The organism is Leclercia sp. LTM14 (assembly GCF_023736175.1).
Taxonomy (GTDB): Bacteria; Pseudomonadota; Gammaproteobacteria; order Enterobacterales; family Enterobacteriaceae; genus Enterobacter; species Enterobacter barmai.
Genome location: NZ_JAIKTT010000017.1, coordinates 39,604 through 54,365 on the forward strand (window position 1 = coordinate 39,604; position 14,762 = coordinate 54,365).

General features: G+C 57.5%; 11 protein-coding genes, 4 tRNA genes and 2 pseudogenes. 6 read left to right on the plus strand and 11 right to left on the minus strand.

The window, feature by feature from the left end; translation table 11 throughout:
• Positions 1-59: 59 nt before the first annotated feature.
• The 5 genes from yigB to K5I40_RS23145 are packed head-to-tail and all read right to left on the minus strand — an operon-like array spanning position 60 to position 3,439.
• On the minus strand, positions 60-776 hold the full coding sequence (yigB, locus tag K5I40_RS23125; protein ID WP_223075757.1) for a 5-amino-6-(5-phospho-D-ribitylamino)uracil phosphatase YigB: 717 nt from the start codon (positions 774-776) through the stop codon (positions 60-62).
• A complete protein-coding gene (gene xerC / locus K5I40_RS23130) occupies positions 776-1,678 on the minus strand; it encodes a tyrosine recombinase XerC (protein WP_039031211.1) in 903 nt (300 codons plus the stop codon). Before xerC ends, yigB begins: the two co-directional genes overlap by 1 nt.
• Positions 1,675-2,382, minus strand: a complete 708-nt coding sequence (locus tag K5I40_RS23135; protein WP_223075756.1) for a DUF484 domain-containing protein — start codon at positions 2,380-2,382, stop codon at positions 1,675-1,677. The genes xerC and K5I40_RS23135 overlap by 4 nt, the downstream gene beginning before the upstream one ends.
• Positions 2,379-3,203 (minus strand): diaminopimelate epimerase, encoded by an 825-nt coding sequence (gene dapF, locus K5I40_RS23140; protein WP_039031213.1) that lies wholly within the window; start codon positions 3,201-3,203, stop codon positions 2,379-2,381. The genes K5I40_RS23135 and dapF overlap by 4 nt, the downstream gene beginning before the upstream one ends.
• Before the next feature lie 32 nt (positions 3,204-3,235).
• A complete protein-coding gene (locus tag K5I40_RS23145; protein ID WP_039031214.1) occupies positions 3,236-3,439 on the minus strand; it encodes an LPS translocon maturation chaperone LptM in 204 nt (67 codons plus the stop codon).
• Positions 3,440-3,577: 138 nt separating this feature from the next.
• Between K5I40_RS23145 and cyaY the strand changes: the two genes are divergently transcribed.
• Positions 3,578-3,898 (plus strand): iron donor protein CyaY, encoded by a 321-nt coding sequence (cyaY, locus tag K5I40_RS23150; protein WP_039031215.1) that lies wholly within the window; start codon positions 3,578-3,580, stop codon positions 3,896-3,898.
• Between the two features lie 72 nt (positions 3,899-3,970).
• Here the strand turns inward: cyaY and cyaA are convergent, their stop codons facing one another.
• Positions 3,971-6,517: a class I adenylate cyclase gene (cyaA, locus tag K5I40_RS23155; protein ID WP_039031216.1), complete on the minus strand. Its 2,547-nt coding sequence runs from the start codon at positions 6,515-6,517 to the stop codon at positions 3,971-3,973.
• A 344-nt stretch (positions 6,518-6,861) separates the two neighbouring features.
• Here cyaA and hemC point away from each other — a divergent pair, with 344 nt between their 5' ends.
• The 5 genes and pseudogenes from hemC (at position 6,862) to K5I40_RS23180 (ending at position 12,299) form a co-directional block, all read left to right on the plus strand.
• A complete protein-coding gene (gene hemC / locus K5I40_RS23160) occupies positions 6,862-7,803 on the plus strand; it encodes a hydroxymethylbilane synthase (RefSeq protein WP_039031217.1) in 942 nt (313 codons plus the stop codon).
• Positions 7,800-8,540, plus strand: coding sequence for a uroporphyrinogen-III synthase (hemD, locus tag K5I40_RS23165; protein WP_039031218.1), 741 nt, complete (start codon positions 7,800-7,802; stop codon positions 8,538-8,540). The genes hemC and hemD overlap by 4 nt, the downstream gene beginning before the upstream one ends.
• A 21-nt stretch (positions 8,541-8,561) precedes the next feature.
• The gene (gene hemX / locus K5I40_RS23170; protein ID WP_223075755.1) at positions 8,562-9,734 is read left to right on the plus strand and encodes a uroporphyrinogen-III C-methyltransferase; all 1,173 of its coding nucleotides are present in this window, start codon (positions 8,562-8,564) and stop codon (positions 9,732-9,734) included.
• Positions 9,735-9,736: 2 nt separating this feature from the next.
• Positions 9,737-10,935 (plus strand): annotated as a pseudogene (hemY, locus tag K5I40_RS23175) (protoheme IX biogenesis protein HemY).
• A gap of 158 nt (positions 10,936-11,093) precedes the next feature.
• Positions 11,094-12,299: an MFS transporter gene (locus tag K5I40_RS23180; protein ID WP_223075754.1), complete on the plus strand. Its 1,206-nt coding sequence runs from the start codon at positions 11,094-11,096 to the stop codon at positions 12,297-12,299.
• Positions 12,300-12,799: 500 nt separating this feature from the next.
• On the opposite strand, the gene K5I40_RS23185 is transcribed toward K5I40_RS23180, so the two are convergent.
• The 5 genes and pseudogenes from K5I40_RS23185 to K5I40_RS23205 all read right to left on the minus strand — a co-directional run bounded on the left by K5I40_RS23185 (position 12,800) and on the right by K5I40_RS23205 (position 14,732).
• A tRNA-Pro gene (locus tag K5I40_RS23185) sits at positions 12,800-12,876 on the minus strand.
• Positions 12,877-12,920: 44 nt separating this feature from the next.
• Positions 12,921-13,006, minus strand: a tRNA-Leu gene (locus K5I40_RS23190).
• A 21-nt stretch (positions 13,007-13,027) separates the two neighbouring features.
• A tRNA-His gene (locus tag K5I40_RS23195) sits at positions 13,028-13,103 on the minus strand.
• Positions 13,104-13,167: 64 nt separating this feature from the next.
• Positions 13,168-13,244: transfer RNA gene (locus tag K5I40_RS23200), tRNA-Arg, on the minus strand.
• A gap of 106 nt (positions 13,245-13,350) precedes the next feature.
• Positions 13,351-14,732: pseudogene (locus K5I40_RS23205) on the minus strand (amino acid permease).
• Positions 14,733-14,762: the final 30 nt, after the last annotated feature.

Here is a 14,762-nt window from a genome sequence, read left to right on the forward strand (position 1 = left end):
GTAATCCGGCGGCATTTAGCCGCCGGATACACTGTTAATTTATACAGAACTGCTGGTGATTATATCAGCGTGGTGAGGGATGCCAACCGTGAAATTTCGATGTGCGGCAACAGGCGGCTGTCGGCGGTCTGCATCAGATCGGCATTTTCCGGCTTGATCCAGCAGGCCTGCATCCCGCAGCGGATCGCCCCTGCGACGTCGGTCGTCAGGTCATCGCCCACGTGAAGAATTTGCCCCAGCGGCAGGCTAAGTTTCTCCGCCGCCAGATGGTACATATCGTTGAACGGCTTGGAGCGCCCGTGCGGGCCTGCGCGCAGCACAAACTGGAAGTAATCGCCAAGGCCGAACAGCTCCGGCTGGGCGTTACCATTGGTGATGGCTACCAGCGGCCACTTTTTGGCAAGCGCAGCCAGCGTGTCGTGCGTCTCCTGCGGGACGTCGATGCGGCTGCGCCACTGGGCAAAGTGCGCCATCGAGGCCTCAGCACCCAGCGCAGCCTCGGCCGCGGTCAGCCCCGCGTTCAGCATCGCCAGCTCCACGGCACGGCGACGCCATTCGGTCACGTCGTGATAGATTTCCGGCTCGGTCTGGCGTAACGCCTGGCGCAGGCGGTGGAACTCTTTGTTTTCCAGCGTTTTTAAGGCCGGGTGATAGTTTTGTACAAACGTCAGCGCTTCCTGCTCGGTACGCAGGATCACCTGACGGTTGTCGTAAAGGGTGTCATCAAGGTCGAATGTCAGGGCAGAGATTTGGCCTAATGGACGATAAAAACGCATTATTTCCCCCGTTTGGCGCGTGGATGCGCCGCGTCGTACACCGAGGCAAGGTGTTGAAAATCGAGATGGGTATAGATTTGGGTGGTGGAGAGATTAGCGTGGCCCAACAGCTCCTGGACGCCACGCAGGTCGCCGCTGGACTCCAGCATGTGCGTGGCGAACGAATGGCGCAGTTTATGCGGATGAACATGGCTGTTCAGCCCCTGCTTGATCCCCCACTCGGCAAACCGCTTTTGCACGTTACGCGCCGAGATGCGCTTGCCCAGCTTCGAGAGGAACAGCGCCTCTTCCTCGGTGCCAAACAGGCCGCGCAAATCGAGCCAGTGTTCAATCCATACCACGGCGTTACGGCCAATGGGCAGGCGGCGCTCTTTGCTGCCTTTGCCCATCACCCACACTTCGCCGGACTCCAGATCGAGATGTTTAATATCGAGGTTCACCAGCTCGGAAAGACGCAGACCGGCACCGTACATCACCTCCAGCATGGCGCGGTCGCGCACCGCCAGCGGATCGTTAAGATCGATATCCAGCAGGCGGTTAACGTCATCAACGTCGATATTTTTGGGCAGATGGCGCGGCGCTTTCGGCGCGGCAATCCCTTTCGCCGGGTTGGCGTTGAGTTCGCCCTGGCTGACCAGCCAGTCGAAGAAGCTGCGCAGTGCCGACAGACGCAGCGCAAGGCTGGCCGGGCCAAGCCCTTTACGGCGACTGCGCACGGCAAAGGTCCGCACCGTGGCGGCATCACATTGTTGCCAGCTCGTCAGGCCGATCTCATCGGCTAACTGCATGATGGCATCAAGCTGACGCTGATAGTTCAACAGGGTGATCGGGCTGAGCTGGCGCTCAACGCCCAGATAGCGCAGAAAACGCGTGACGGCCGGTGACAGCAGAGCGTCCGTCATACGCGCTCAATCCAGCGCTCCAGCAGCTCAGGCAGCATCTGCGCGATCTCCTGCAGCAGCTGTGTGCCTTGTCCCTGCTGGTAATGATGCGGATCGCGGCTGGTAAACAGCATCACGCCAAGCTCGCCGTCGCGCCCCATCAGGGACATGGCGACCGATCCGATCGCTTTGGCCTCCGGCAGCACCACCAGCAGCTCAGGGCCATTCAGCTGCCCAAGGTAGTGGTTCTCCTGCCCCATACGCTGAATGCGCAGGGGTTCAAACGCCTGACGCGATAGGGCCAGATGGGTAAAACTGGACGGGGCGCCAATGCGCCAGCGATCCGGGAACAGGCGCAGGGTTGCCCCTGCCAGCCCCATGTCACGCGCCCAGCGATGCAGGCGGAGAAGAAATTCGTCGAGGCTGCTGGCCGAGGCCAGCCGGGACTGCAGGTGCAGCAGGCGATAGAACAGGCCTTCATTACTGCTGGCCTGCTCCATCAGCAGCGAGATGTTCTCTTCAAGATGGTTGATATGGTTGCGCGCGCGCGCCATATGCCACTCAACCAGCGAGACTGTCCCGCGAACCGGGTGCGGGACGCGCATCTCTTCCACGACACGTGCATTGCGAATGAAAAAGTCAGGATGGCGCAGCAGATAATCAACAACCGCCCGGTCGTCCATCTCCGTCAGCGTCTCCTGCAGTTCTTCTCCTGGTTGTTTCATAGATGGATAAACCCGTCGTAAACTTGTGTCGCCGGACCCGTCATATACAGCGGCTGGCCCGGGCCTTTCCAGGCGATATCAAGACGCCCGCCTGGCAAATCCACGCGAACCTCCTGCGCCAGTAACCCCTGCGTAATCCCCACCGCGACGGCCGCACAGGCACCGCTGCCGCACGCCTGCGTTTCGCCTGCCCCACGTTCAAAAACGCGCAGGCGGATGTGTTCGCGAGTGAGAACCTGCATAAATCCAATATTGGCGCGTTCCGGGAAACGTTCGTGGCTTTCCAGCACCGGTCCGAGCGTCTCGACGGGCGCCGTCGCCACGTCATCAACCTGAATCACGCAGTGCGGATTGCCCATGGAGACCACGCCGCACAAGACTGTCTGTTCCGCGGCGCGCATGATATAGGTCTTTTCCGCTTTGTTGGCGCGGAACGGCACCTGGGACGGCTCGAAGTTCGGCTCGCCCATGTTGACCCGCACCAGTTCGTCGTCGGTGACGCTCAGTACCATCCGTCCGTTGGCGGTGCTGACGCGGATATCACGCTTATTGGTGAGCCCCTTCAGGCGGACAAAACGGGCAAAACAGCGCGCGCCGTTGCCACACTGGGACACTTCGCTGCCGTCGGCATTGAATATCCGGTAGTGGAAATCGAGATCCGGATCGTAAGGCGGCTCAACCACCAGCAGCTGATCAAAGCCGACGCCAAGGTGCCGATCGGCCAGACGGCGGATCAGCTCCGGAGAAAAGAAGACATTCTGCGTTACCGCGTCGACAACCATAAAGTCATTGCCAAGGCCATGCATCTTAGAGAACTGCATTATTTACTCCATTGCGCGGATCGGAGCGCTTGTCAGTAATTGACCTGGCTTGGACCGTTGTTATCGCCACGATCGTTACGACCCGGCATGGTGGACTCAACAGGACTTTCCACTTTTTTAGTCGGCGGCGGTGCGGTTTTATCTGCTGGCGGGAAATAGAGCGGCCCTTTAAGACCACAACCGGTCAGGCTAAACAGCGTGAGGAGAACGGCAAGCGTTCGAAAAACGTTTTTCATTATTGGTTGCCTGTAAGTTCGTGCTTTATGTGTTCTATCATCGCAGGAGAAGGCACAAAAGCAAGAGTTAGCCGCTAACCTGCAACCGGAATTATTTAGCGTTATACTGCCGCCATCACGAAAAACAGGAACAGAACCATGAATGACAGTGAATTCCATCGCCTTGCCGATAACCTGTGGCAAACCATCGAAGAACGCCTTGATGACTGGGACGGCGATAGCGACATCGATTGTGAAATCAACGGCGGTGTGCTGACCATCAGCTTTGAAAACGGCAGCAAAATCATTATTAACCGCCAGGAACCGCTTCACCAGGTCTGGCTCGCCACCAAACAGGGCGGCTACCATTTCGACCTGAAGGGCGACGAGTGGGTTTGCGATCGTAGCGGTGAGACGTTCTGGGATCTGCTGGAGCAGGCAGCGACCGCGCAGTCAGGGGAAGAGGTTAGCTTCCGCTAGGGCTGTTTTGCCCGGTGGCGCTGCGCTTACCGGGCCTACAATGGCCCGAACCGTACATCCGGGCAATGGTCGTCAGGAGAAATACTGCTGCAACAGCGGGGTGCTGGCGTCCTGTCTGTCAGGCACGACTGGCGTAATCGCCTGGGTGCGGAACGGGATCACCTGCGCACGGCCATCCACCTTCACAATCTGATAGAACTGCGGCAGGTTGAAGTTGATGAAACTTGAGCCGTAGGTGAAGCGATCGTGTGAAGAAGAGTAGAAGCGGCTGACGTCGCGCACCAGCTCCTCTTTGCTGCCTTCACAGTGGTGATACACTTCGGCGCGGTTGGTTTCATCGAGGATGTAGATGTTGAACCCGGCGTCATCCCCCGACTCTTCAAAGAAGAACTGAATAATCCCTTCGCTGGCAAAACCGTCCACTACCTGCGGCAGTTTGACGTGGTTGGTCTCAACCTGCACCGACAGACCGTGCAGCTTGTTGTGCGAAATAGCGCCGTAGAACTCGATGGCGTTTTCCAGCTTCTGCACCGAGACGTTCAGGCGTTCAAAGAACAGGCCCCAGGTCTGGCCGGAGACGCGCAGCGCTTTGAAGCGCCCGGTTTCCTGACGGGTGCTGGAGAGGCGCAGATCGATGCATTCGGAAACCAGCTGCTGCACGCGGGTACGGATCAGGCCGCGCAGATGCTGGCTGTAGCAGAACACCTCAACGCTGTCCGGCGGTGCGGCATCCTGATGCATCTTGCCGAGGATCGTTTTCAGCGCTTCGATCATCGCCTGCTCGCCGTTAAAGTGCAGGGTACGCACTTCGTTCCACGAGTTGCGGTACAGCAGATCGACGCTGCCCACCAGGCAGTTTTGCTGCTCGCCAAAGCTGAACACATCCAGCTTACGGAAATCGAAATGGACCACCTGATTGCGGAAGGCCGCCGTCGGGTCATATTCCAGGTTGACGATAATCGCCAGATGGCGGATTTCGCACGGACTGTAGAGCGCTTTTGGCGTCGGCGCAGGCAGACGCAGCGGGAAGTGGTGAGATACGTCGGCGACCATTTCCTGCAATTTGGCTAAATCGACAATCTCGTTGCCTTTGATAAACAGGCGCGTGCGGGAGGTCAACAGGCCGTTAAACCAGGCCCAGGCCACCAGCTTGTTCAGGTAGCGGTTATATTCCAGCGGCTGATGGCTGATGATCGAATCCATGCTTGGCGCACGGTTGTAGAGATACCACCCGGTGCGGTTCGCGCGGCCCGGCGGCACATAGATAAAGGTCAGGTTCGGTTCAGACAGATCAGGCGAAATCTGCGGGTTCACCAGCGTCACTTTACCCGGCAGCGCTTCAAACGCGGCGTACAGCTTACGGGTCAACACCCCGATGTCCTGCGGGCTGGCGGAAACGCTGAGGTTGTTACGACGGGCAAAGCGGATCAGGTTACGGTAGCTCTGCATCATCGCATCGAGCAGCTCGTTGTGCGCTTCACGCACCTGATCAATCTTCCAGTTGGCGCGGTTATCAAGCATCGACAGACGCTCTTCGTCCCATCCCCACTCTTTGACTAACTGACTGACCACTTCACGACGCCAGCCAACGCAGGCGCGTTCACGGCTGAGCTTCTCACACACTTTGAGATAGAAACATCGACGGACCAGATCCAGACGGGTGGGATCGTCGATGGCTTTCAGGTATTCGGTGACGCGCTCGAGCATCATGCAGTAGGCATCAAGACCGTAAGAGACGATCTCGCCATCATGCAGACGCTGTTTGATGTCTTTCGCCAGCAGGCGCGGCGTCGGGTATTCCCAGGAATAGGCTTCGAGCAGCAGGGTTTTCAGCACTGCTTTATACGGGGAATCAATACTTTTATACAGCTGCCACAGGCTGGCACCGAAGTACTCTTCCGCAGACAGCGAGCTCAGGCCGCCCAGATCCAGCCATTCGTTTGGCGTCAGGACACCCTGGGCGTAGAGCTTCATGACGTAGTCGTCGTAGTGCTCTTCTTCGTCGCACGGCACCATGCTCCACAGTATACGCTTCCCGGCCAGGCGCACGGCGGTACGGTAAAACTCATCCAGCAACAGGATGTGCTGAGTCGAGCCGCAGTCTTCACCACCCAGACTGCCGCTTTCATTATGGCGGAAACGGTTTTCATCAATCAGGAAGAAGCTGACTTCCACACCGAGCGATGCCGCCCAGCTCTCAAGCAGGCTGCATTTACGCTGCAGCAGCTGGCGCTCTTCGTTATCGAGCCAGGATTGATGGCAAACCCAGATATCGAGATCCGACGAACAGCTTTGCCCCACCGAAGAGGTGCTGCCCATGGTGTAGACGCCGGTGATCGGCAGTTCGCCTTTCGGGGACTCTTGTGCCGGCATGCCACGATAGAGTTCCAGCTCTTTCAGATAGTGCTGTTGGGTTTCATCAGGCGTGAAAAGGCAGATGCCCTTGGGAACGTTACCGTCAAGGTAACCCGGCATCAGCGGATGGTGATAGTGCAGCAATGTCGGCAGTAGACTGTAAACCTGTTGAAAAGCAGGTCCCATGGCAGCAAGCGCACGATCGACGCGCAGTTGATTGATGGCATCCAGTCGCTGTTTCAGAGTCTCAATATAGAGGTACAAGACGTATCGCCTGATGTTCAGAAGGCTCTAATCGCCAGTCAGACTGAGGATTAGGCGTTCACAGTATTTCGAAAGTAGCCGTCGCCTTTTTTCGCCCTTATCTTTATGGTCATGGAGACGAAAAAATGGTCTAAAACGTGATCAATTTAACACCTTGCCGTTTGACCGTAAAGAAAGATGCGCTACATACAAGTGTAGCACCGTTCTGTACGTGTAAATTCCTGAATACGGCAGCAGGCAACTTCTATCGCAGCCTTGTCCTGTCCCCCTCAACGTCCGTAAACCTGACAGTGCTGAGACAACAATGTTAGGATGGTCAACAGACGATTAAGACGGTAACAAGCATGTTAGACAATGTTTTAAGAATTGCCACACGCCAAAGCCCCCTTGCGCTCTGGCAGGCACATTATGTTAAGCAGCGCCTCGAGGCCTGTCATGCCGATTTGCGTGTAGAGCTGGTGCCCATGGTGACGCGCGGTGATGTCATTCTTGATACGCCTCTGGCGAAAGTGGGCGGTAAAGGCCTGTTCGTGAAAGAGCTTGAGCTGGCACTGCTTGACGGTCGTGCTGATATCGCGGTCCACTCTATGAAGGACGTCCCGGTTGATTTCCCTGAAGGGCTGGGGCTGGTCACCATTTGCGAGCGTGAGGATCCGCGCGATGCCTTTGTCTCCAGTCACTACGACTCGCTGGATGCCCTGCCTCAGGGGAGCATTGTTGGCACATCAAGTTTACGCCGCCAGTGCCAGCTGGCCGAGTACCGCCCGGACCTGATCATCCGCTCCCTGCGCGGTAACGTCGGCACCCGTCTCGGCAAGCTGGATAACGGTGAATATGATGCCATTATTCTGGCGGTTGCCGGTCTGAAACGCCTGGGCCTGGAGTCGCGTATTAAGGCGGCGCTCTCCCCGGAACAGTCGCTGCCGGCCGTCGGTCAGGGCGCGGTGGGCATAGAGTGCCGACTCGACGACGCCCGTACCCATGCGCTGCTGGCACCGCTCAATCACGACGAGACCGCAATCCGCGTTCAGGCGGAGCGTGCCATGAACACCCGCCTTGAAGGGGGATGTCAGGTGCCGATTGGCAGCTATGCTGAATTAACCGATGGCGAACTGTGGCTGCGCGCGCTGGTTGGCGCGCCGGACGGTTCGCAGATGGTGCGCGGCGAACGTCGCGGTAAACCACAGGATGCAGAACAGCTGGGGATTTCACTGGCGGAAGAGCTGCTGAATAACGGCGCCCGTGAAATTCTCGCGGACGTCTATAATGGAGAACCCCCGGCATGAGTATTCTCGTCACCCGCCCTTCTCCCGCTGGAGATCAGTTAGTGAGCCGACTGCGCGCACTGGGGCAGGTGGCGTGGAGCTTTCCGCTGATTGAGTTTTCTCCGGGCCGGGAGCTGCCCCAGCTCACCGGTCATCTTGGCGCGCTGCAGGCTGGCGATCTGCTGTTTGCCCTGTCACAACATGCCGTGGAGTTTGCCCACGCCCGGCTGCAGCAGGACGGCCAGCGCTGGCCTGATGCGCCGCGCTATTTCGCCATCGGCAGAACCACTGCCCTGGCGCTGCATACCGAAAGCGGCCAGCACATTCGCTATCCGTTGGATCGGGAAACCAGCGAAGTGTTGCTACAATTACCTGAATTACAAACTGTTGTGGGGAAGCGCGCGCTGATTTTGCGCGGCAACGGTGGGCGAGAATTGCTGGGCGACACGCTGCGTGAGCGTGGAGCAGAAGTGACATTTTGTGAATGTTATCAACGTAGCCATAAACACTATGACGGTGCGGAAGAGGCGATGCGCTGGCAGGCTCGCGGCATCACCACCCTGGTGGTAACCAGCGGGGAGATGCTGCAACAGCTCTGGACACTCATCCCACAATGGTATCGTGAAAACTGGTTACTCCGCTGTCGGCTTCTGGTCGTCAGTGAGCGTCTGGCGAACCTCGCCCGGGAACTGGGCTGGCAAGATATTCGGATCGCTGATAACGCCGACAACGATGCGCTGCTGCGCGCATTACAATAACTCTCATAATGGGAAGCCATAATGACGGAACAAGAAAAATCCTCCGCCGTGGTTGAAGAGACCAGGGAGACTGTGGACACCACGCCACAGCCAGAAACGACAGAGAAAAAGCATGGCAGCAATAAAACCAGTCTGGCGTTGAGCGCGATTGCCATCGCCATTGCGCTGGCCGCAGGCGTGGGCCTGTATGGTCTGGTGAAAAAACAGGCGACCAATCAGGTTGCGACGAACGATGAACTGGTGACGCAAATCACCGCCTTACAACAGGCGCAGCAGTCGCAGAAAAACGAGCTGGACGGCGTCATCAAACAGCAGGCCGACCAGCTGGCTGCAGCCACTCACAAACAGGACGAGCTGGTCAAACAGCTGGATGAGATGCAGCAGAAAGTGGCGGCTATTTCGGGTACCGACGCCAAAACCTGGCTGCTGGCGCAGGCTGATTTCCTGGTTAAACTGGCCGGACGCAAGCTGTGGAGCGATCAGGATGTCACCACCGCTGCCGCGCTGCTGAAAAGCGCCGATGCCAGCCTGGGCGATATGAACGACCCGAGCCTGATTACCGCCCGCCGCGCGCTCACTGCGGATATCGCCAGCCTGTCGACCGTTTCGCAGGTGGATTACGACGGCATCATCCTGAAAGTGAACCAGCTGTCGAACCAGATCGATAACCTGCGTCTGGCAGACAATAATGACGACGACTCCCCAATGGATTCCGACAGCAGCGAACTCTCCAGCTCGCTGAGCGAGTGGCGTATCAACCTGCAAAAAAGCTGGCAGAACTTTATGGACAGCTTTATCACCGTCCGCCGCCGCGATGAGACCGCCGTGCCGCTGTTAGCCCCGAATCAGGACGTCTACCTGCGCGAGAACCTGCGTTCACGTCTGCTGGTAGCCGCACAGGCCGTGCCGCGTCATCAGGAAGAGACCTACAAACAGGCGCTGGATAACGTCTCCACCTGGGTACGCGCTTACTACGATACCGACGATGCCACTACCACGGCCTTCCTCGAAGACGTGGATAAGCTGAGCCAGCAGAACATCACCATGAACGTACCGGATAAGCTGGAGAGCCAGCCGATTCTGGAGAAGCTGATGCAGACGCGCGTGCGTAACCTGCTGGCACAGCCGGGCGAAGCGGCGGCGCAGACTCCTGCCCCGGCTCCGGCCCCTGACAGCGCGCCGCAAGGAGAGTAATTATGTTAAAAGTCCTGTTACTCTTCGCACTGCTGATCGCAGGGATCGTTCTCGGCCCTATCCTGGCAGGTCATCAGGGTTACGTGCTGATCCAGACCGATAACTACAATATCGAAACCAGCGTCACGGGCCTGGTGATCATTCTGATCCTGGCGATGGTGGCGTTTCTGGCGATCGAATGGATCCTGCGCCGCATCTTCCGTACCGGCGCGCATACCCGCAGCTGGTTTGTCGGTCGCAAGCGCCGCCGTGCCCGCAAGCAGACCGAACAGGCGCTGCTGAAGCTGGCTGAAGGTGACTATCAGCAGGTTGAGAAGCTGATGTCGAAGAACGCCGATCACGCTGAACAACCGGTGGTGAACTATCTCCTGGCTGCAGAGGCTGCACAGCAGCGCGGCGATGAAGTGCGCGCCAATCAGCATCTGGAGCGCGCCGCTGAGCTTGCTGAAAACGACCCGATTCCGGTTGAGATCACCCGCGTGCGCCTGCAGCTGGCGCGCAATGAGAATCATGCCGCCCGTCACGGCGTTGATCGCCTGCTGGAGATCACCCCGCGCCATCCGGAAGTGCTGCGTCTGGCAGAGCAGGCCTACATCCGCACCGGCGCCTGGGGCTCGCTGCTGGACATCATCCCGTCAATGGCGAAAGCCGACGTGGGAGACGAAGAGCAGCGCGACAGCCTGCAACGTCAGGCCTGGATTGGTCTCATGGACCAGGCGCGTGCCGATCAGGGCAGCGATGGCCTGAAAGAGTGGTGGAAAAATCAGAGCCGCAAAACCCGTCAGCAGGTGCCACTGCAGGTTGCCATGGCGGAGCACCTGATAGAGTGTGACGATCATGATACCGCCCAGAGCATCATTGTTGATGGCCTGAAGCGTCAGTATGATGATCGTCTGGTGATGGTGATCCCGCGTCTGAAAACCAATAATCCGGAGCAGATCGAAAAAATGCTTCGCCAGCAGATCAAAGCCGTGGGCGATCGCCCCTGCTGTGGAGTACTCTGGGCCAGTCGCTGGCAAGACATGGCGAGTGGAAAGAGGCCAGCCTCGCCTTCCGCGCCGCGTTAAAACAGCGCCCGGATGCCTTCGATTACGCCTGGCTGGCGGATACGCTGGATAAGCTGCATCTGCCGGAAGAGGCCGCCGCGATGCGACGCGATGGCCTGCTGCTGACGCTACAGAATAATCCTCCGCAACAATAATTTAACAGGAGGCCTGACGGCCTCCTTTTTTATTTGCTACATTCTTTGCATCATCTTCAGAGACCGACTCCGCCAATGTAACGAACTCCTTTCATTAAACAATTTTCTGCACACGCCTTTTACGGTGTGGACTATATCGTTTTTGAAAGGATCGTTTCATGAACACGCTTCTGTATGCGCTTTTTCACGCGCTGCGCTGCCATCGCTGGCTGCGCCTGCTGGCCTGCGCTTTTCTCTTCACCTCGCTGGGCAATGGCTTAACCCAGGTGATGGTCTTTGGCCTGCTGCTTGACTGGCAGGCACCCGCATCCTTACTGACAATGGCATACCTGTTTGCCACCCTGCCGGGGTTTCTCGGCAGCCTCGTCGGGGAAAAGCTCTGTATGCGCTATTCCCCTGTCCACCTGCTGCTGCTGACGGAGGGGCTGGGTCTGCTCGCCCTGCTGTTCCCTCTGCTGGGTATTCAGTATCACAGCGTTACGGCGCTGCTGGCGGTACAGTCTACCGAGGCCTTTCTGATGGGCATGACCTGGCCAGCCCTGACCCTGCTGTTCAGACGCGGCCTGTCAGAAGCCGAACTGCCTGCGGCCACCTGTCTGGAGAATATGATTTTTGCTTCTCAGGTATTGGTCGGGACGGGGCTGGGCATCGTGCTGTTTCACCATCTGCCTGCGCTGGCTTTGGTGGGGATCGACGCGCTCACCTTTGCCGGCTCGCTGCTGATGTTAGTACTCACGGGCAAGGCGTTACCCTCTCTGGCACCCGAGCACGCAGCCGAAGCAGAAAAACCGGTGGCGGTACGCTGGCAGACGCTGGTTTCGCAGCAAAAGCGCAGCCTGTTATTGCTCCCGGCACTCGCCGCAGTGGGATCGCCTGCCATGGCGCTGTTGCCTGCCCTGGCGCAGCACATTGAACCGGATGATGCCACCGGTCTGGCTCTGCCTCTGCTGTTTGCCCGCAGCATGGGGCAACTGTGCGGCCCGCTGCTGCTCAAAAGAGAAAGTCTGGCCCGCTACGCCGGACAAAACCGCCGTCTGCTGGCCTGCCTGGGGCTGTTTTTACTCTCTTATGGCGCGATCCCGCTGTTGCCCGGGATGCAGGCGCTGGGGGTCGTATTTATCGCCCATCTGGCCTCTAATATCGTCTTTGCGGCCGGAACCTACAGCGTATTAAGTAGCTTTCAGGCAGCGCAAGTCTCTGCTGCCAGCGGTAAGGCATGGCGATGGCAAACCATCAGCGCTGCCCTCTTTACCTGCGTTACCGCCGTGGCGGCTGACGCGCTGGGACCGGTAGAAGCGCTGTACGGCGTTTCAGGCGGTGCCTTGCTGATTGTGGTGGGGATCATGATGCGATACCGCAGATAAGGCATAAAAAAACGCCTGCTAAAAGCAGGCGTTAAACAGGTCTGTTTGACAACTTGTGGTGCTTCACTCAACGTTGTGCCCATGGTGTTTGATGAGGCCGAAGCGACATCTGTCAGTGGACGATAAGCACCGTAAATGGCTCTGCGTCATTCCGGAGTTTATGAGGCGCTAAGGCGAACATAAGAGATGGAATGAGCATCTACACGTATATTATTGCACGCAACGTGCCAAAGTTGCATCCCGAAGTTGTATGTATCCCAACTTTTTAAGATAAAAGGAAATTATCCCTGTAAGGCGGTAAACAGGCAGCAGAATGCTTCGACAAATGGGGGAAACTGTCTCCTGGGAGAGACGCCCATAACGCAAAATTAATATATTTATATATTTCAAATGGTTAAGTGTCACTTATTCACGACAGGCCAGCATATCGCTGTCGGCAATAAACAACAGTGGCAGGAATGACAGAAAACAAAAAACCCCGCCGAAGCGGGGTTCAAAATTGGTCGGCGAGAGAGGATTCGAACCTCCGACCCACTGGTCCCAAACCAGTTGCGCTACCAAGCTGCGCTACTCGCCGAAATACTGCTTTTTTGAATTTTTAGTTCAATTCATTAAAAGTCGTGGTGCGAGGGGGGGGACTCGAACCCCCACATCCTAAGGACACTAACACCTGAAGCTAGCGCGTCTACCAATTCCGCCACCTTCGCAATTCACAACTCTTTAAATAATGGGGTGGCTAATGGGATTCGAACCCACGACAACTGGAATCACAATCCAGGGCTCTACCAACTGAGCTATAGCCACCACTGTATTCTTTCACGCGGTTCTGCCTACTTCACAGACCACCGCAGCTCGAGCACCGGGTAAATGGTGCGCCCGACAGGATTCGAACCTGAGACCTCTGCCTCCGGAGGGCAGCGCTCTATCCAGCTGAGCTACGGGCGCTTAGCGCCGTTGCGGGGCTGGATATTACGGAGGTCTCGGTCTGCTGTCTAGTGCTTTTTTAAAAATAAATGCGCGTTTGCTTAGACTTTGCGCATTTTGCCGCATATTACTGCGTTTTTGTCCGATCTATGTGGCGACCCAGGCCAAAAAGCTTATATCCCGCACTCACGGCCGCCAGGAAGATCATCCCGACATACAGCGACATGCGGGTGTCTTGGTTGAAGTACATGCCGATCAGCACGCAGATCAGGAACGCCATCGTTAAGTAGTTCGCCCACGGGAACAGAATGGAGCGGAACGGATGGCTGGCAATCGCTTTTTTGTGTGCCTGGCGAAAACGCAGCTGGCTTATCAGGATCACAAACCACGGTACCATGCCCGGCAGAACGCTGGCGCTGTACACGTAAACAAAGACACGCTGCGGGTTCGGGATGATGTAGTTCAGGCATGACCCCACCAGCAGGATGACAATAGAGATGGCTACACCCGCCACCGGCACGCCCGCGCGGAGACTTTGCCCACCGCCGCCGGAAGCTGGCGATTTTTCGCCAGGGCGTAGAGCATACGTCCGCAGCTGTACATGCCGCTGTTACAGCCGGACAGCGCCGCCGTCAGCACCACAAAGTTGATAATCGCCGCCGCCGCGGTAATGCCGATTTTGGCAAAGGTCAGCACGAACGGGCTACCGTTACTGCCAATCTCATTCCACGGGAAGATAGTAACGATGACGAAAATCGCGCCCACGTAGAAGATCAGGATACGCCACAGCACCTTGCCTACCGCGCTGCGCAGGGTCACCTGCGGATTTTTCGCTTCACCGGCGGTAATCCCAATCAGCTCAACGCCCTGATAGGACGCCACCACGATACAGAGCGCGGTCAGGAAGCCTTTCCAGCCGCCGGCAAAGAAGCCGCCGTGTTCAGTCAGATTACTAAAGCCAATCGCCTGGCCGCCGTTACCCAAACCGAAGAAAATCACCCCCACGCCGATGACAATCATCACGATAATGGTGGTGACTTTGATCATCGCGAACCAGAACTCGATCTCACCGTACAGACGCACGGCGGCCAGGTTCGCCAGCGCCACCAGCCCCACGGCGATCAGCGCGGGTATCCATTGCGCCATCTCCGGGAACCAGAACTGCACGTAGACCCCAATGGCGGTGATCTCCGATATCCCCACCGCCATCCACATAAACCAGTACGACCACGCCGTGAGATAGCCAAAAAACGGGCTCATGTAGCGGTGCGCATAGACGGCAAACGAACCGGCGACCGGTTCAAGGAACAACATCTCGCCCATGGAGCGCATGATAAAGAAGACGAACAGCCCGGCGATGATATACGCCAGCAGGACCGACGGTCCGGCCCATTTCAGGGTACTGGCGGAGCCCATAAACAGGCCCACGCCAATCGTCCCGCCAAGGGCGATAAGTTCAATATGACGAGCTTCCAGCCCACGCTGAAGCTCCAGTTTTTTCTCTGCCATAAATCCTCGGTTGTGCTTGCGACTCTCCCG

What these genes read in the sequence shown, in the direction of transcription:
- yigB (WP_223075757.1), bottom strand. Translation starts at nt 776, where the DNA reads ATGCGTTTTTATCGTCCATTAGGCCAAATCTCTGCCCTGACATTCGAC.
- xerC (WP_039031211.1), bottom strand. Translation starts at nt 1,678, where the DNA reads ATGACGGACGCTCTGCTGTCACCGGCCGTCACGCGTTTTCTGCGCTAT.
- K5I40_RS23135 (WP_223075756.1), bottom strand. Translation starts at nt 2,382, where the DNA reads ATGAAACAACCAGGAGAAGAACTGCAGGAGACGCTGACGGAGATGGAC.
- dapF (WP_039031213.1), bottom strand. Translation starts at nt 3,203, where the DNA reads ATGCAGTTCTCTAAGATGCATGGCCTTGGCAATGACTTTATGGTTGTC.
- K5I40_RS23145 (WP_039031214.1), bottom strand. Translation starts at nt 3,439, where the DNA reads ATGAAAAACGTTTTTCGAACGCTTGCCGTTCTCCTCACGCTGTTTAGC.
- cyaY (WP_039031215.1), top strand. Translation starts at nt 3,578, where the DNA reads ATGAATGACAGTGAATTCCATCGCCTTGCCGATAACCTGTGGCAAACC.
- hemC (WP_039031217.1), top strand. Translation starts at nt 6,862, where the DNA reads ATGTTAGACAATGTTTTAAGAATTGCCACACGCCAAAGCCCCCTTGCG.
- hemD (WP_039031218.1), top strand. Translation starts at nt 7,800, where the DNA reads ATGAGTATTCTCGTCACCCGCCCTTCTCCCGCTGGAGATCAGTTAGTG.
- hemX (WP_223075755.1), top strand. Translation starts at nt 8,562, where the DNA reads ATGACGGAACAAGAAAAATCCTCCGCCGTGGTTGAAGAGACCAGGGAG.
- K5I40_RS23180 (WP_223075754.1), top strand. Translation starts at nt 11,094, where the DNA reads ATGAACACGCTTCTGTATGCGCTTTTTCACGCGCTGCGCTGCCATCGC.